The organism is Ruegeria sp. YKSF57, from assembly GCF_059612585.1.
Window position 1 is genome coordinate 1 of the sequence record NZ_JBXWQW010000066.1, and the last position, 17450, is coordinate 17450.

A 17450-nucleotide genomic window follows, 5' to 3' on the forward strand; every position below is an offset into this window, starting at 1 on the left:
CGGGTAATAGTAGTGGGGCGAGATGAAGACCGGCATGCCCGCCGCCTTGGCCGCGATGAACAGTCGTTCGATGTTGTCGACGGTGCCCTGTTCGGTGACGCTCTCGCCAACGACACCCCATGTCACGCCGTCCTCGGAAAGGAAGTCGATCTGGGGATCGGTGACGACAAGCGCGGTTCGGCCGGGATCAATCGTCATGTCGATCTGTGGCAGCCCGGGGTTTTCCGGGTCCGCATAGGCCGCCCTGGCAGCATCGGTGGCGGCTTCTGCCGTGGTGCCGATGACAGATGCGGCACCAGCGGCGCTGGCTGCGGCAACGCCGGCCAGCACACGGCGGCGGGCAAGATCGACACTTTCAGGCGTGTGTCCGCAGCCGCAGTTGTGGTCATGTTCATGTTTCATCTTAGGTCTCCTTTGTTGAAGCTGTGCAGGCCCTCGGGGCGCTGCGCTGGGGCGCGGGGAACCGGACAGACCTTTCCTGATCGCAGCCGAAGAAGCTGCGTTGCGGGCGTTGGCTGTCCGCTTTCCTGCAGGACCGACGCGCGACGGTGCGTCAGTTTCTGAGGTCTTCAGGTCACCTAAAGACCCAGTTCCGTCAGACCCTTGTGGTCCAGGGGTCGTGTGCTGTCTGCCCAGTGGAACAGACGCTGTCTTTCAGCGATGAGCAGATCATTGATGGAGGCGATGCGCCGTTTCATCAGGCCGTCCTCGTCAAATTCCCAGTTCTCGTTGCCGTAGGACCGGAACCACTGGCCAGCATGGTCGTGCCATTCATAGGCAAAGCGCACCGCGATGCGGTTCTCGGCAAAAGCCCAAAGCTCCTTGATCAGGCGATAATCCAGTTCTCGCGACCATTTGTCGGTAAGAAAGGCAATAATTTCGGCTCTTCCGGTGATAAAGTCGGAACGGTTTCGCCAAATACTGTCGGGCGTATAGGCAAGGGCCACCGTTTCGGGGTCTTTCAAGTTCCAGGCGTTCTCAGCCATGCGGACCTTCTGGATCGCGGTCTCGCGGGTGAACGGCGGCAAGGGCGGGCGGGTCATTTTGCTTTCCTTCGGTAGGGGGATTGAATTGCGGTTCACACATTCGGGACAAGAGGCGCGGCAAGCCGGATGATTTCGGCGACAGCAGCGATAACTGTCCAGACCGCAAGGGTCAGCATCAAAGCCAGTTTTCTTTCGGGTGGCAGGGCATCGCGCAGCTTCCGCGCGTGCTGCGCCAAGGAGGGGGGAGAGGCAGGAAGGCATCTCGAAAGACGGACTTCGCTCTTGCTGCGGAGACAGGCCAAGTCCGGCGAGGGATGCCAGTCGACGCGAAGGATGCGTTCGGGATGTGTCATTCCTGCTTCTCCTTTTGGAGGGTTGCCGCGCCTTGGTCGGGGACTGTTCGGACCTTGGAGCCTCGGCATCCCTCGGGGGGCTGATACCCTCAACCTAGGGATTGGATGCCGCCGGGTATTGGCCGGCTCTGCCAAGGTTTTGGCGCTGTCTGCCAATTCTTGTGCGGGGCCGTGCTCTCCCACTGCGCGTGCTGGCGAAACTGTGCAGGCGCGGCGCCGACCCACCGCTTGAATGCGCGGCTGAAGGTGCTTTGCTCGGAAAAGCCGGTCAGGAAGGCGACCTCGGCAATGGAGCAGGTGCTGTCGCTCAGCAATTCCTGCGCCAGGGACAGCTGGGCGTCGCGCAGCACCTCGCGGTAAGACAGGTTCTCCTCCGCAAGGCGGCGGTAGAAGGTCCGTTCGCTCATACCCATGGCGATGGCCACGTCAGAGGCTTGCGGCACCCCATCGCTGAGCCGCGATGCCAGGTGATGCCTGACCTCATCCTCAAGCGAAGACGGATTGGGAAGACTCGCAATTTCGGTCTCAAGGTGCTGCGTCAGAAAATCGGAGATGCCGCGGTCCCCCAACTTGTTTGGCTGGCCGAGGGTGTCGGGGGCGAATGCAATGGCGCTGTGGTCGGCCCCGAACAGGACCTTGCATCCGAAAAAGGCTTCAAATTGCGCAGGGTCACTGCGGCAGTCATGTTTGAAGGCGACGTGGTCCAGTTCGATGTTGTTCCGGGAAAAGGCCCTGATGTTCTCTGCCACGGCCGCAAGCGCGCATTCATCCCGGAGTTTGAAGGCCGGGTGATCCGGGGTGCGGGCTTCAAGAATAAAGAGTGTGGGATCAGCCTCTTGCTGCAGCCGATAGACCGCTGTGTCGGTCAATAGACGGAAATAGCGCTCAAGTCGCAACAGACTATCCTTCAACGTTGGCGCAGATTTCAAGGCCAGCCCCAGCGCGCCAAGGTCGTTCCCCCCGATTTTACGCGCGTAGCTGAACACAAGCGCCGGATCGTCTTGCGTGTGCAGGCGGAGCCGTTCGATCAGGTCGAAGTAGGTGGTATCGGGAATTGGACCATCGGCTGGGCTTTTCAGGTGGAACAGGGTTTTGCCCTCGGCGGCCACCTTCCCGTCTGCCGTCAGGTTCAGCCCGGCGGCGCGGACCAATGTGGTTGCAAAGATTGATGTGGCTGTTGCCATCCTGATGTCCCCCCTCAGGTCTGTTTGCCTAGCTGATCTTTCGCGACGACCCTGCCACACGCACCGGCGATCCGGGCGCGTCGGGGATGGTAACTTTCAGTCTGGAGGGCATGCCCATGTCCACGCCCTGTGCAATGTCGATGCTGCCGTCATGGGGCCATCCCAGATCGCGTAGATATCCCGCAAATGCGGCGGCGGCGGCCCCGGTGGCGGGGTCTTCTGCAACGCCGCCGATGGCAAATGCGTTGCGGGCATGAAACCGCTGCGGGGTTTCGACCCAGATCAGGTTGATGGTGGTCAGCCCATGCCGCTCCATGAGCCGCCGACCTGCTTCCAGATGATAGGCCATCTCTGTCAACCGCCTGCGCGCGCGCAGGACCAGGACAAGGTGATCGTTGCCCGCGTTGGCAATGGCTGGTGGTATCTCAGGGTCAAGATCCTCGCTGCGCAGGTCAAACAAGGCCAGCGCCTGGTCAAGCAGCGCGGGATCGACCGGACCGCTGTGCGTCGGGGGTGAGGAAAGTTCGACCTGTGCCCGCCCGTCGGCGTCCGTCCGACCCGCTACGCTGATATCGCCTGCGTTGATCCGCAGTTCATACTGGCCTGGCCCGTTCAGCTCCGTCAGAACAGCCCCAAGGGCGATCGTGGCATGGCCACAAAAATCCACCTCGCTCTCAGGCGCAAAGTAGCGCACGCGCCAGTGATCCTCTTCAGGGGCGGCAAAGGCGGTCTCGGAGTACCCAACGGCAGCTGCAATCGCCTGCATCTCCGTGTCACTTGGCAGGCTGTCGCCAACCAGAACACCTGCGGGGTTTCCACCGGCGTCCGCTTCGGAAAAGGCCGCGATGCGGCAGACCTGTGTCATGTAATTATCGGTCATCGTAGTGTTCCTTGTCTCAAGAAGCCCTGCCCGGCCATTGCCGGGCAGGTTCAGCCGCTATTTCTGTGTGCGGTGGAGGAAATCGTGGATTTCGGCGGTGATGACCTCGCCGAATTCCTCAAGCGCGAAATGGCCGGTATCCAGCAAGTGGAATTCCACATCGTCCAGATCTTTCAGATAGGGATGTGCACCCTCGGCCGGAAAAATATGGTCATTCTTGCCCCAGACGATCAGCGCGGGCGGCTGATGTTCACGGAACAGGGCCTGCCACTTGGCGTATTCATCCACGTTGGTGCCATAGTCGAGGAACATCTCAAGCTGCACTTCCTGATTGCCGGGGCGGTCCAGCAAATACTGCACATGCCAGAAGTTGTCCGGGCTGACCTTCGAGACATCCCCCACCCCGTGGGTGAACTGCCAGACTGTCGCGTCCATGGTCAGGAACCCCCGCAGGGCATCCCCGTTTTCGGTGGACGGATCGGCCCAATACGCCTTGATCGGGTCCCAGAATTCGCGCAAGCCCTCTTCATAGGCGTTGCCGTTCTGAATGATGAACCCGGTCACACGTTCGGGGTGTTCGGCAAACATGCGGTAGCCGACGGGCGCACCGTAATCCATCAGATAGACAGCGTAGTCGTCCACACCCTTGGCGTCGATCAACTGCGTCACGACCTGCGCCGCATTGGCAAAGCTGTAGTCATAATCCGCCGCCTCCGGCATGTCGGAGGCACCAAAACCTGGATAATCCGGGGCGATCACGTGATAGTCGCTTGCCAGTTCCGGGATCAGGTCGCGGAACATATGAGACGAGGTCGGGAAGCCATGCAGCAGCAGGACCGTCGGATTGTCAGGATTGCCCGCTTCGCGGTAGGCGATGTTCAGACCGTCGATCTCCATCTTCTTCATTGCGACGGCAAAGGGGCTTTCGGCCGCCTCCGGCTTCGTGGGCAAGATCGTTGTGAAGAAGGCGGTGCCAGCCAGCAGGCTGGCCAGGGTGGTGCTGATGAGAGTGTTTTTCATGGGTTCAGTCCTCTACTGGGTTGAAGGGAGCCGCCAGCGGACGGCCGGGAACAGGCGGCTCAGCCGGAACGCGCCTGAATTTCGGTGATTTTTTTGCGCAGCTGCTGGTTCTCTTCGCGCAGCAGGGCCAACTCGTCGCCGAACTCGTTCTCGGTCAGGCGGCGGGGGATGTGTCGGGGACAGTTCCAGTCAAAGGCTTCGACGATGATCCGAATGCGTCTTTCTGCGCCATCGGGCCAGTCGGTGTCAGGGTTCGCAGGTTTCTCCTCAACCGCCACACGACCCCAGAGTTTCAGCCGCTCCGCGCGGGCGTAGTTCATGATGATCAGGGCAATGCGATTGTCGGCAGTCAGATTGCCAAGGCTAATGTACTGCCGGTTCCCGCGCAGATCGGCATAAGTGATCGCATTGTCGTCTTCGGCCCGCAGAAAACCAGGTTTCCCACCCCGAAACTGGACATAGGGCCAGCCAGTCTCTGAAACGGTCGCCTGGTAAAAGCCATCGCATTCCTCAATGAATGCCCGTTCGCGCTCTGACAGGGTGTCGCCCCCTGCCCGGTCGTCAGACAGGAAGCCGGCGTAACCGCCTGAGCCGTTCCGGGTCTGCTGGTCTCGGACGGATGGGGTGAACGCGATCTTGGCAAAGGCATAGGCCATGTCGTTTCTCCAAATCTAAGCTTGAGCGGTTGTCGCTCCCCTTCGGGGCGCAGCATTGGGACGCTTCGTCGTGGAAAGTCCAAGGTGAACCGATCAGTTAATGTTTAGATTAAAGTGAACCGATCGGTTAATTCAATCAAGTCAAATTTTGTGATAAGCATCATCATCGCTGGTACTCACACCAAGTTGGACTAAGATAAGCTGCTAAGATATATGTATATTCTTGACCGCACGTCGATCGGGATATATTGACAAATCAGTCAATGTAAGGTGTCGAAATGAGCCAAAACAAGCGCGCAGAGTTGATTCGAAAAGCGCTTCTGCTGTTCTACCGAAACGGGTTTCACGCCACCGGCATGGATCTGGTTGCCAAGGAAACCGGGGTATCGAAGACCTCGATCTACAATCATTTCCGCACCAAGGAGGAGTTGATCCTCGCGGTCCTCCGTCTGCGGGATGAGAATTTCCGGAACTGGCTGTTCCGGCGGATGGAGGAAATCGCTGACACCCCTCAGGGGCAACTTCTGGCCATGTTTGACGCGCTTGAGGAGTGGTTCCATGAAGATGGCTTCAAGGGCTGCATGTTCATCAAGGCGAGCGCAGAATATCAGAACCCCAATGACGCAATCAACGTGCAGTCATACGCGCACAAACGCCTGCTGGTGGACCATTTCGAAGCTCTGGCGACGCAGGCGAAAGCGGAAGATCCTCATGTGCTGGCAAGGCAGCTTCTTTTGCTAAAAGAGGGAGCCATAATCATCGCGGCAATGTCACATTCGGCAGAATCTGCACGCGAAGCCAAATCTGTAGCAACCCTTTTGTTGACGTCATGACCGCCTTCAACTCAACAGCCCGAAACGTCAGATCGGGCTCTGCGAGGCCGATTGGGCTTGCCAACAGGCCGTCCAGTGGTCAGGACATCACTTTTTGCGTGATCGCCTGACTCTCCGGATGCGGCCGAGATTGCCTTCAACCATTCGTTCTGACGCCGCGATACAGCTCCCGCATTGCAGGCGATATGACCCGTCATCCTGTTTGGTTCGGCGGTGGAGGTTGCGGCCCATAGCTGCCGTTCACTATGCCCATGCGATGCTGCGTTGTGGCCCGTCGAAGCGGTCATTCATGCCCCGTGCAGCATTTTCAATGCGGCGAGTGTCGGCTCAGCGGACCTTTCCGACCTTGTCCTTCAGCACCCTCACAACAAGCAGTTGTATTTCGAGTTTTGCGGTCGAGCCCTCAACTTTATCTTTACATGTCGCCAGTCAGTTGAAAAACATACAAAATGACCATTTCAGTAACGCCATTTACCAGCGGCAGCTTGTGCAGTGGCACAACTTGGACGATTGAGGACAAGCAGGTCTTAGCTGAACAAGTGGCCCGAGTGGCTTTAGGTTACTCGCGACACATAAAGAAGATTCTGGAAAACGCACCTGTTCCTCTACCTACTTCAGCTATCAGCAGCGTCGATGGAGCGATTGACCTGTTGACTGTTGAGGGTGCCGATCCTAGCCACCGAGACGGGTGGCTTTTCCAAACCATGTCGTACATTGCCGCGATAAAACAAGACCCTCATGGCATCTACGACTCGCCTCACATGCAACATGCTGCAAAGGGGTTTGATGGCCTAAAGCTCGTGGTCGATCACGATCATGGAGCAGTACAATCCGTCGTAATTTTCGAAGACAAGGCGACGGAAAATCCTAGAAAATTCATCGCCACAAAAAAAGATTCAAAAGGGAAGGGCGTAGCGGTTTGGGATGAGTTTCGCGACATCGAGATGGGTAACAGACAACCTCTTCTAACTGACAAAGTGGCTTCGCTTCTACAAACGGTAGCCGACATCGATGTTGATGAAGCTATCAAAAACATCATCTGGCACGAAACTCGTGGCTACCGAGTAAGTATCACGGTCGGAGATACTCACTCGACTGAAGCCGGTAGGAAGCGCTTGTTCAAAGGCTACGATGATGCGGTCAAGGGAGGCCCTGATCGCCGACGAGCCGAGACACTTCACCTCAAAGACTTACGCAAGTGGCTCGATGATCTCGCTGAATTGGCAAGAGATGAGATCGAAAAGGTTAGAGCAAGTGTTTGATCCAGTTACTATCCAATTGATGTCCGACGCACCGGACTTGGAGGGCCTAGATAAAGCGGATGTTCCAAAGCGCCTGACTGAAACCTATGCACAAATCGTGGCTGCTAGAATTCGCCTGAAAGAAATCGGTGACACAGAGCCTGATCTCAAGGAGCTTCAGTCGAATATTGACTACCTTGGTCGACTAGCTGCAACACAGGAAGCGCTCGTCGCCACCGTTCGTGATCGCGCAAATAGAAAATCTGCTGCGTTTGTTGCGGGGTCAGCTCACCACGCCCGTGTTCTCTATCGGCAGGCTATTGAGGGGAAAGCGGGCCCAACCAACCTCACCAGCCATCTCATCTCGCCCGAAGTGTCAGCAGCACTCTTGTTCTTAGCCGCTGAGGCAACTGCAGATGCTGCAGAAATGACCAAACGGTTTGTAATGCCGCAAGAAGGGCAAATCGAGATCGCTTTACTTCAGTCAATCTCCAGCCTGTGTTTAGGGGATTTGAGCACCGTGTTGGCGATTGCCCCTCCGTATGAAGCGCTAGCTGAACTGGATTTCTCTGAGGATGCAGCCGCACGAGTGCTCTATTACAACCTATTCGAATGCGTACGCGCGATTGCAACTCAGATTCTGCAAGTCGATACTTCGGGCTCAATTGAAGAATTGCCAGAAATTCAAATTGAACGAGTTATTGAGCTATGCTCTGAGCAAATCGACATCGGTCTTGAAGCTCCCTTGCGAAGACAAAGCTCGGTACTTTCGGGCCCCCTACATTTGGCGTCTCTTCTTTCTTGTGCGCATAGAGACCTCGTTAGTTCGGCACTACTCAACGTCGACGCGCCGGGGGGTATCGAACCAAACAAATGGAACAAACTGCTGAGGAGAATAGCCAAAGATCGCCCATTCCTTTGGCCTAACCATAGAAAGGCGGTAGACGAAGGTTACTTGGAGGCAGGTGTGTCGTCTGCGATTAGCTTTCCGACTGGAGCAGGCAAATCCACTTTGTCGGAGCTTAAAATAGCTACAGCATTGATACGCAACAAGCAGACTATTTTTCTCGCCCCCACGCTTGCATTAGTTGATCAAACTTCGAGAGCGCTTGAGGCATCATTCCCAGATCAGGAAATTTTCCGCGAGCAGGCACTGGATTTTTCATTTGATGCTGACCTGAAATCGCTTGATCCAATTTCAGTTTTAACGCCGGAGCGTTGCCTAGCCCTTCTAAACTTCCGGCCCGAGCTTTTCTCCGAGGTTGGCTTGGTCGTATTCGACGAATGCCACCTGCTTCATCCCAGAGAGAAAGAAAAGAGTCGGCGCTCGGTTGACGCAATGTTGTGTATTCTCAACCTAAGGAATCTAGCGCCAGAAACTGACTTTCTTTTTTTATCTGCGATGATGCAAAACACGTCGGAAATAGCCGCCTGGCTGGGCGACCTAACTGGGCGAAAGTGCATCCCGCTGGACCTCCTGTGGAAGCCAACGAGACAAGTGAGGGGTTGTGTTGTTTACGGTCAAGACGAGATTACCTCACTAAAAGCCACTCTCAAAGCTGCAAGAGAAAGCTCAGAAACAAAGGGGGTACCGGCAGCCGTTCAACGGCAGATGGTAGCGGAACCATTCGGCTTCTTTTGCCTACACCAAACGTGGCAATCGACAAACAGGAGTGACTATTCACTCATACCTTTACTCGAAGAAACTATCACGCTCGGGACGGGAAAAATTCTTCCCGAAGAGCTCGCGGATAATCCTGACCTTGCGGAAAACAAAGACTACCGGTGGTATCTCACACCCAACGGTCTTCAAGTCTCTGCGGATTTGGCTGAAGCGAGCGCAAAAAGAGGCCTAAAAACAATTGTTTTTGTACAAACCATCCCTAACTCAATCTCGACAGACAAATCGGTTAGTAAACGTCTCAAGGCCGACACTCTGAGCTTAACTGCAGACGAGCAACAACTGTTATCGCTTGTGGAAGAAGAGGTTGGCGGAGCTGTCCATACATATCTGCAAATTACTAAGGACGATGACCATCCCGCCAATTCGAGCGTTTGCCACCACGGCCACCTCCTCCCACTAGAGCGACGTTTACACGAATCCATTTTTAAACGCCCGGATGGCGTCAACGTTATGATAGCGACATCGACTTTGTCTCAAGGAATGAACCTGCCTAGTGATATTGTGTTGATTGGGGGTGATAGCAGGTTCGATCTTGAAGCGGAAAAAATGGAACAGCTTGAAGCTCACGAGCTTCTCAATGCGGCGGGTCGCGCGGGCCGTGCGGGTGATCGTTCGCATGGATTTGTGCTGGTGGTGCCTAGCAAAGTTGTGCACTTTAACAACCAAACCAGCACTATTCATCAATATTGGACTGAACTTCAGGGGATCTTCTCGCAGAGTGACCAATGCGTAGTCATTGAAGATCCACTTATGCCAATCCTTGATCACATTCATGCTCATTCAGCAGCCGACACGCCAATGTCTGAATACCTTTTGGGTAGGCTTCAATTCAGCGTTGATCCCGCGCTTGAAGAGACAGAAGGTGTTGGAGTCTTGCTGAACAGATCGCTTGCAGCGTTTCAAGCTAGAAAGCGCAAGGAGGATCAATGGATTTCTGAGCGAATAAACTCTCTGCGATCCGCAAGAGAGGATAGAGAGCGGGAAGAAAATTGGAAAGAGCAACTCGCCGCTTCTGCCGGCATCCCCATTGAAATCGTCAGCCAGCTTGCAGAAAAACTGAACGTGGATTTGAGATTTGAAGCATCAACGTCCGAATGGTTCGAGTGGATTTCCGACTGGTTGGCTAACAATCCACACCATCTCCTAAATCTTGTTAGATCGGAGACGCTCGAAAACTTCATGGGTACGCAATTCAAACGAACCTCGTCATTGGACAAGAGGGCGGAGTTAGCAGTTCAAAAACTACGCCCACTTCTCTCTTTGTGGGTCAAGGGAGCCCCACTGTCGGAGCTTGAAATCAAATACGGAACTCCACCTCACCTTGTTAAAACCTGTGAAAAAGCTCGCGAGTTCGTCCTGCGAATTGTCCCCGAGCTGGCGTACATTTACGGGCTTCCAAACCTCGTCTTCAAATCAATGAAGGTTGCCCAAGGAGGCGACACCAGCTCCCCTGTTGGAATGGAAACGTTGGGGATATGCGTTCGCCAAGGGTACGATATGGTTGAAAAACTTGCCCTCGAGATAAAACGTGACGGTCAGACTATTCGCAGAAGAATTCACCGCGAGTTCATGGAAATCCAAGAGTTTGTTACGCCAATGACGCCTACGGATTCTTTGGGGTCAACAATTGGAAGGGTTGAAGTGGCAATCGCAATCAAGGACATGTGAGCTTCTACCAAGCGATAACAAATCTTGCGCAGTTCTGACTGGTTCTATGGGATGTCCGCTTTCGCGCTGATGGTGGTTTCTTTTCGCGCATGCCGCAAACTTCCGCTTTCCGCCCTACCTTCCGAACTTAACTCGAGAGGTTCTCTTCACGCGATGCATCGAACCGCTCTTCATACCACCATGCGGAACCCGCACATTCTCCGGCGCCCGCCGCTCCCCGCCTGACAAGGCCAAAGCCAGCGCTTCCCCACGCCCCGTTGCCCGCAAACTCGCCGCTGTATGCGGGTGCATCTCGACCGCCAGTTCCTCAGCATCTTTCCCCGACAAGGCAAACAACATCATCGTCCCGACGTTCCCCAGGATCGCCTGTTTGATCCCCACGGGCAGCTGATCCAGGTACTGATGCGCCACCGTCAGCGACAGCCGATATTTCCGCGCCTCAGATACAATCGCATCAAACGCGTCCGTCGTGAAATTCTGAAACTCGTCGATGTAGAGGTGAAAATCCTCTCGCTCTTCCTCCGCCACCGTCGCCCGCGCCATTGCGGCCTGATAGATGGACGTGGTCAAAAGCGAGCCCAAGAGGTTCGCCATGTCTTCCCCTAACTGCCCCTTGCTCAGGTTCACCACCAGAATTTTGCGGTTGTCCATCATGAAGCGCAGATCAAAGTTCTTCTTCGTCTGCCCCAGGATGTTGCGCATGATCGGTGAGCGCATGAACGCGCCCACCTTATTCAGCACCGGCGCGATGACCTCATTCCGAAAGCGCGGGTCGTAGCCAGCAAATTCCACCTGCCAGAACTCCAGCACCACCGGATCGCGCACATGTTTCAGCACCGATTTGCGGAACTTCGGGTCGGTTAGCATCTTGGGGATGGACATGAGCGTTTGCGGCCTGCCCTGCGGAGCCTCGATCAATGCGGCGAGCGTGTTGGCCAAGATATGCTCCATCCGTGGGCCCCAACTGTCGCGCCAGATCGACCGCAGGGCAGCGACGATGTTCGACACCGCGACGGCGCGCATCTCAGGCGGAACATGTCCAAGCGGGTTGAAGCCGATGGGATAGTCCACATCCGACGGGTTGAAATAAAGCACATCGCGGGTGCGGCGGCGCGGGATGCTGTCGATGATCTCCTCGGCCAGATCGCCATGTGGGTCGATCAGCGCAATGCCGCGCCCTGTCAGAATGTCCTGCAGGATGCAGGCCTTGAGAAAGGTCGTCTTCCCCGATCCCGTTTGCCCGATGACATAGACATGGCGGCGGCGGTCTTCCTGAGACAGCGCCAAAAGCTCCCCGTCCACCGACGATGCCCGATAGCCCAAATAGAGTTTGTTGCTTTCCCTGCTCATATGCCGAAAACAGCGCAGGGTTCGTACGGATGACGGGTTATCGGTGAACTGCACCCGCAGATAGCCTGCGCTGGTTTCGAGATGTCAGGGGGCTATTGTAGCACATCGACGATCAGGAACAGGCCTACAGAGCGAAGTGCTTGCTCCACTTAATCGTTTCAACGTTATCGTTGGAGCCGAGGCCAGCCGGGTCATTTGCGCGGCGTTGGAAGAAATTTTCGTAAGTGACACAGGGCCAACCAAGCCCTAGCCTCGTTTTGGAGTTGTATGATTTGGAAGGATTTATGATGCATCGTTTTACAGAAGCAATTTATTTCCCACACATAGAAATCAATGATCCCGCTTGGCTAAGGTCGGCTATTTTATATTGGGGTGTCGTCAAGACAATCGTCCCGACTGGCGACCCCGAACCATATGTGAATGATGACCTAAAAGAGTGCTTGCAGGCGCGGGTTCTTGAACCACTGCGCGTTCAAAATTTTCCGAATGCCATTGAAGCTGCGTCAGACGAGCTGCTCCGCAATTTGGACTTCTACCGTAAAGAAACACTGATTAGCCCTGCCCATATGAAACAAGCAGACGAGCTTGACCGCTACGGAAACATCTATCCTGAGAAAATGTCGGAGAGCTTGCGAGAAAAGCTCATCGAAAGCACCGCAAACTTTGGTTCATCTAAAGCACTGCAAGAAATGGGGAATCAAAACCTTTCGCCTATACTTGCAGAGGTGAAGACCATATTCGCATATATGGCGTTACTTGCTCGAGAGGTTGGAAGGGACACGCGATCTCAACCTGTTACAAGCTATTCATCTTTTCGCCTCCCCCAAGAAAGGATTCGGACAAGTCAATCAGATTTTCCAGGTTCTTTTAGTGAGGTATATACTCGTCGAGGCTACTTTCCAAAGTATGGCCTCTCAGCAGCAGAAAACGGGCGTGAACACTTTCTTATCGAGCTGTTGGTCGAAAATACTTTGATCGACAAAGATGTCAGTATCGTGAAGATACTTGATTTCCGCAGGAAACACCGAGACCAACTCCTCCACCTGACAGGATGGCTTGAGGAGCTCCAGCGCGGGTTGTCTCTTAATCCCACGGCCACAGAAGTGGAAAGGCTATTTAAACTTCGTGTCGAACCAGAAATTAGAGATTACCGTCGATCACTCGAGAAAAGCTCCATACCATATATCGCAGCAGGAGCTCTTGCATTGCCAGCAATCCCAGACTCTGCGGCGGCAATTGCTGAACTGTTCGGGACGAATCCTCTAATTGCTTTGGGGGCAACTGGCGCACTAGTCGCTGGTGGTGTCGCGCTTCACAACAGCCAATCGACAAGGCAAAACGCTCCATTGAGCTACGTCGTCAATGCCAATCGAAAATTTGGGTTTCCTGAGTGGCGGCGACTTGCGGAGAAACAGGCTAAAATGAACTCGCGAGGATGATTACTAGTCAGATTTTTTCCTACCCAAATTTTACAGGAAGGATGACGAAGAGCCTCTATTTCCACACCTCAGAGGACAGATCAATTTTTTATATGAAAACTGATTTTCCGCAGGTTTGAGCATTGCCAAGCCTACAGCCGTCGGTTCCCCGCATCCTGCTACTCCGCATGGTATAATCAAGCGCCCCTTCAACAGATGGAGCAAATGATTATGACATGGGTAAATTTTCAAACCGTACGAGAGAACTTGGACTTCGCCGAGGTGTTGGCGCATTTTGGGTTTCAGACCAAGGCGAACGGCCAGGATCAGGCGAAGATCCATTGCCCGTTCCATGACGACAGCAACCCGTCTTGCGGGGTGAACCTTTCGAAGAAGGTGTTTCAGTGCTGGTCATGCAAGGCCAAGGGCAACGTGCTCGACTTCTTTGCGCGCATGGAAGGCTATGACCCTGACGTGCCCAAAGAACTGCGCAAGGCGGCGTTGGCGGCGGTTGAGGTGTTTGGCATCGATGGTGGTTCGCAAGACGCCAAATCGGGCAATCAGCCCAAAGCCAAGGCGAAGCCCGCCAAATCGCCGCGCGCGCCCAAGGGCGCGAAACGGGTTGAGAAGGAGGAGCCTGCCCCCCAGGGCGATGATCAGCCATATGCGCCAACCGAGGCGCAAGACGAACCCGCCAACAAACCGCTGACCTTCGAGTTACAATTGGATGCAACGCATCCCTATCTCGAAGAGCGAGGACTGACCAAGGCGCAGATCAAAACCTTCGGCCTTGGCGTCGCGAAACGCGGCTCGATGCAGGGGCGGCTGTGCTTCCCCATCCACAATGAGGATGGGGAGCTGATCGCCTATTCCGGTCGCTGGGTGGAGGATAAACTGCCCAAGGACACGCCGCGCTACAAACTCCCCAAAGGGTTCGAAAAGGCGCGCGTGCTGTTCAACCTGCACCGCGTGTTGGCTGATGGTGCGCCCGAGACGGTCGTGATCGTCGAAGGCTTCTGGTCAGTCCTGCGGTTGCACGCCGCTGGCGTGCCGGTCGTCTCCTGTTTCGGCGCGAGCCTCTCTGAGGTGCAAGCCGATCTGCTGGTGGATGCTGGCGTCAAAAACTGCATCCTGATCTTTGATGGCGACGACGGCGGTCGCGCAGGTGTGGAACAAGCTTTGCCAATTTTGGCAAAGCGGTTGTTCGTTCGAACAATCGTCCTAGAGGAAGGCGTCAAGCCGGACACGATGGACGAGGCGCTGATCGATGGCCTGCCGATATACTGACCCAAAGGGCTTGGAAATTTCCAAGCCCTTTTTCTTTGGCTCGGAGGTCACCTGCGTTACAATTCAAGTAGTTCCAATTCTGAGTTACCCATGCAAATTTCAAAAACAGATTTCATCCAATACCTGCATTGCCCAAAATCGCTTTGGCTTTTGAAGCACAGTCCTGATGCCTACCCGCATGGCGAATTTTCCGACTACGCCAAAAAGCTCGCCGCCGAGGGCTATGAGGTGGAGGCCTATGTCCGCCAGCTGATCGAGGCTGGTGAAGATGCCGCGCGCTTTTCCTTTCAGGCGGTTTTCCAGACAGATCGGGGTCTCTACGCCAAAGCCGATATGGTTCGGACGAATGAGGACGGCTCAGTCAATCTCTATGAGATCAAATCCTCGACCAAGGTAAAGACCGACGCAAAGCACAATCAGATCAAGGATGCCTGCTTTCAGATGATCGCAGCTGAGGACGCTGGCCAACAGGTGCGCGATGTCTTCATCGTCCATTTGAATGGCGAGTATGTCCGCGATGGCGAGATTGACCCCGAGGCGCTTTTGACCTTTGCCAAGGTTACGTCCGACGTGCGCGAGATCGAGGCTGAGACGCGCGGCGAAATCGATCAGGCTATTGGCCTGCTAGCAACAGCCCGGATCGACGAATCCTCCTGCTCCTGCCTGAAACTGAGCAAGGCCAATCATTGCGACAGCTTCGAGTATTTCAACCCAGACATCCCCAAACCATCCATTTACAATCTGCCGCGCATCTCAAGATCCAAGCTGGAGACCTTCGCCAGCGAAGGGCGCTTCGATCTGGACGAGATCGGCCTCGATGAAGTCACCGACAAGCAGGCGCATGTCCTGCGCTCCGCCCAGCTGAAAGAACCGATGATCGACCAGGGCGCATTGGCGCGCTGGTTCAGCCAGGCGGAGTATCCGCTCTACTTTCTCGACTATGAAACCTACGCCTCGGCCATCCCGCTTGTGGACGGCGCGCGCCCGCAAGCGCCGATCCCGTTTCAATACTCGCTGCACATTAAACGCACGCCGGATGACACCGAATTGGTGCATGTCGAATACCTGGCCGATGAGGCGGCTTTGCCGCGTGCCATGGTCGAGCACATGCAGCAGCACATCGGGCCGGTGGGAAGCGTCATCTCCTGGCATGCCTCATTCGAAAACACTCAGAACAAGACCATGGCAAAGCAGTTCCCTGATAAGGCAGAGTTCCTGCGCAGTCTGATTGACCGGACACTCGACCTCGAAGACATATTTGCTGCGGCTTATGTCGACATCGCCTTTGGGGGGTCGACATCCATCAAGAAGGTCTTGCCGGTTCTTGCAAGCGATCTGGACTACGCTGGTATGGCTGTCGCCAATGGCACGGATGCCATGGAGGCGTGGAAGCGGCTCATCGCGATGCCGGGTGGTGACGAACGTGACCGGCTCCGGGCAGACATGCTGGAGTACTGCAAGCTCGACACCTACGCCATGGTGCGCATCTTTGAAGAGATGGAGCGTATCTGAATGGGCTCGTGTCGGCAGTTTGCCGACAAGTTGTTCTCCCCCAAAACGGGTCAGCCTGTTCAGGCTTCCCAACCCGTTTTGTCATTGTTGCCAGGCTCGGGTTCCCGAGCTTACTGGCAACCTGTCTGGGCGCAAAGCGATAGCGCAGCGCCCCGGTCTCGCCTCCTGAGGATACGAAGGTGGCGAGGTTCAAAAGGCGGGGGGTACCCCCTTGCGGCCTTTTGAACTCGTTCGCCCCCGATTGTCGACGGGGCCGAAAACGCCCAAGTCCGCCCGTCGCGTATGCGACGTGTGGCGGGCTTGGATGCGGTTTCGTGTCACCGCGACCCAATGGCTGCTCTGGTGCGCTGGCGTTAGACCGCAGCCGGAGTTTCCGAAGGCAAGAAGCAGACATTGGGTCGCGGTGTAAACGCGCGACAATCGGGGGCAAATGTATCCCCAATTTTCAACGCGATAGCCGAAAATTATGGGGGTACTTGTTAGGGTATATGTATCATGTACCCTAGTTCTGGTTGGCGACCAGCTTCTGGGAGCAAGCCTTTTTGAATGTCAAAACCAGCTGTGATTTTACACACTTCGTTACACACTGTTGGCTTCTGTCAAAAATCAATCGTTTTTAATCAGGGGTATATATGAAACGGAAATCCCCCTCCTAAGGGGCAGGTTGCAGGTTCGAATCCTGCCGGGGTCGCCATTTCCCATCTAGCAGAACTTGCAATTCCTGCCCTTCAAATGGTTGAGTGGCCGGATGAACGCAAAAGGCGGAGTAGAGCGTGGCTTGGCCATCGAATTCGGGAATTGACGACGAAAAACGCCGGGAATGGCGCGAGCGGTATGGCGAAAGCGACGCAGCGGCGGGGATCGAGACCACGGACGCGTTCGAGCCGTTTTCGCAGATCAACGACATGTTCACCCGCGCTTTCTGGGACGATACCGTGCGCAGCAAGCAGACGGACGGGTTCTTTGCCAGCTATCGGATGAAGGCCGCCTATCGCAAGGGTGACGGATTCCGGCAAAAGGATTTCGCGCTGCGCAACGCAAGCTGGCTGGTCTCGGATATCATCAGCAACCGCAGCGCCGAGGACGGCCGCCGCGAGGGATTTCAGGCCCCGATCGCCTATGACACTCCTGTGGCCGAAGCGCAGATCGAAATTGACGATCCGGCGCAGATGAGCGCCGAAATCAAACGGATCGCGCGGTTTTTCGGCGCCGATCTGGCGGGCATCACCGATATGGATGAGCGCTGGCTATATTCGTCGCGTGTCGATGTGCGCGATTTCTCCGAGGCCGAGAACACCTTGCCCGAAGGGCTTACCAGCGTGATCGTCCTGGGCCATCAGATGGACCGGGACCTGGTCGCCACCTATCCATCGGCGCT

Annotated in this window: 14 protein-coding genes, 1 tRNA gene and 1 pseudogene; 8 read left to right on the forward strand and 8 right to left on the reverse strand. The window is 55.4% G+C overall.

The window, feature by feature from the left end; genetic code table 11:
* The 7 genes from AC2FLX_RS19985 to AC2FLX_RS20015 all read right to left on the reverse strand — a co-directional run.
* On the reverse strand, window positions 1-402 hold a 402-nt coding region (locus AC2FLX_RS19985; protein ID WP_496875512.1), incomplete at its 3' end, for an isochorismatase family protein.
* A 176-nt stretch (window positions 403-578) separates the two neighbouring features.
* Window positions 579-1043 (reverse strand): nuclear transport factor 2 family protein, encoded by a 465-nt coding sequence (locus tag AC2FLX_RS19990; protein WP_496810212.1) that lies wholly within the window; start codon window positions 1041-1043, stop codon window positions 579-581.
* 35 nt (window positions 1044-1078) lie between these two features.
* Window positions 1079-1339 carry a hypothetical protein gene (locus AC2FLX_RS19995; RefSeq protein WP_496810211.1) on the reverse strand — a complete coding sequence of 87 codons (261 nt, stop codon included), beginning with the start codon at window positions 1337-1339 and terminating at the stop codon, window positions 1079-1081.
* A gap of 89 nt (window positions 1340-1428) precedes the next feature.
* Window positions 1429-2523 carry an AraC family transcriptional regulator gene (locus AC2FLX_RS20000; RefSeq protein ID WP_496810210.1) on the reverse strand — a complete coding sequence of 365 codons (1095 nt, stop codon included), beginning with the start codon at window positions 2521-2523 and terminating at the stop codon, window positions 1429-1431.
* Between the two features lie 28 nt (window positions 2524-2551).
* Complete coding sequence (locus tag AC2FLX_RS20005) at window positions 2552-3403, reverse strand: PhzF family phenazine biosynthesis protein (protein ID WP_496810209.1); 852 nt, start codon at window positions 3401-3403, stop codon at window positions 2552-2554.
* A 57-nt stretch (window positions 3404-3460) separates the two neighbouring features.
* A complete protein-coding gene (locus AC2FLX_RS20010; RefSeq protein WP_496810208.1) occupies window positions 3461-4423 on the reverse strand; it encodes an alpha/beta fold hydrolase in 963 nt (320 codons plus the stop codon).
* A gap of 59 nt (window positions 4424-4482) precedes the next feature.
* Window positions 4483-5079, reverse strand: coding sequence for a pyridoxamine 5'-phosphate oxidase family protein (locus tag AC2FLX_RS20015; RefSeq protein ID WP_496810207.1), 597 nt, complete (start codon window positions 5077-5079; stop codon window positions 4483-4485).
* Window positions 5080-5357: 278 nt separating this feature from the next.
* Here AC2FLX_RS20015 and AC2FLX_RS20020 point away from each other — a divergent pair, with 278 nt between their 5' ends.
* From AC2FLX_RS20020 to AC2FLX_RS20030, 3 genes are all read left to right on the forward strand, one after another.
* Window positions 5358-5912 carry a TetR/AcrR family transcriptional regulator gene (locus tag AC2FLX_RS20020; RefSeq protein ID WP_496810206.1) on the forward strand — a complete coding sequence of 185 codons (555 nt, stop codon included), beginning with the start codon at window positions 5358-5360 and terminating at the stop codon, window positions 5910-5912.
* Between the two features lie 449 nt (window positions 5913-6361).
* Window positions 6362-7174, forward strand: coding sequence for a hypothetical protein (locus tag AC2FLX_RS20025; RefSeq protein ID WP_496810205.1), 813 nt, complete (start codon window positions 6362-6364; stop codon window positions 7172-7174).
* Window positions 7119-10505 (forward strand): DEAD/DEAH box helicase, encoded by a 3387-nt coding sequence (locus AC2FLX_RS20030; protein WP_496810204.1) that lies wholly within the window; start codon window positions 7119-7121, stop codon window positions 10503-10505. The genes AC2FLX_RS20025 and AC2FLX_RS20030 overlap by 56 nt, the downstream gene beginning before the upstream one ends.
* Before the next feature lie 114 nt (window positions 10506-10619).
* Here AC2FLX_RS20030 and AC2FLX_RS20035 read toward each other — a convergent pair whose 3' ends face one another.
* Entirely contained in the window at window positions 10620-11855 is a 1236-nt protein-coding gene (locus AC2FLX_RS20035; protein WP_496810203.1) for a type IV secretory system conjugative DNA transfer family protein, read from the reverse strand.
* Between the two features lie 284 nt (window positions 11856-12139).
* Here AC2FLX_RS20035 and AC2FLX_RS20040 point away from each other — a divergent pair, with 284 nt between their 5' ends.
* The 5 genes and pseudogenes from AC2FLX_RS20040 to AC2FLX_RS20060 form a co-directional block, all read left to right on the forward strand.
* Window positions 12140-13294 carry a hypothetical protein gene (locus AC2FLX_RS20040; RefSeq protein WP_496810202.1) on the forward strand — a complete coding sequence of 385 codons (1155 nt, stop codon included), beginning with the start codon at window positions 12140-12142 and terminating at the stop codon, window positions 13292-13294.
* A gap of 210 nt (window positions 13295-13504) precedes the next feature.
* The gene (locus AC2FLX_RS20045; RefSeq protein WP_496810201.1) at window positions 13505-14560 is read left to right on the forward strand and encodes a CHC2 zinc finger domain-containing protein; all 1056 of its coding nucleotides are present in this window, start codon (window positions 13505-13507) and stop codon (window positions 14558-14560) included.
* A 90-nt stretch (window positions 14561-14650) separates the two neighbouring features.
* The gene (locus AC2FLX_RS20050) at window positions 14651-16072 is read left to right on the forward strand and encodes a DUF2779 domain-containing protein (RefSeq protein ID WP_496810200.1); all 1422 of its coding nucleotides are present in this window, start codon (window positions 14651-14653) and stop codon (window positions 16070-16072) included.
* Window positions 16073-16696: 624 nt separating this feature from the next.
* Window positions 16697-16766, forward strand: a tRNA-Ser gene (locus AC2FLX_RS20055).
* 103 nt (window positions 16767-16869) lie between these two features.
* A pseudogene (locus AC2FLX_RS20060) lies at window positions 16870-17450 on the forward strand (reductive dehalogenase); the annotation flags it as partial.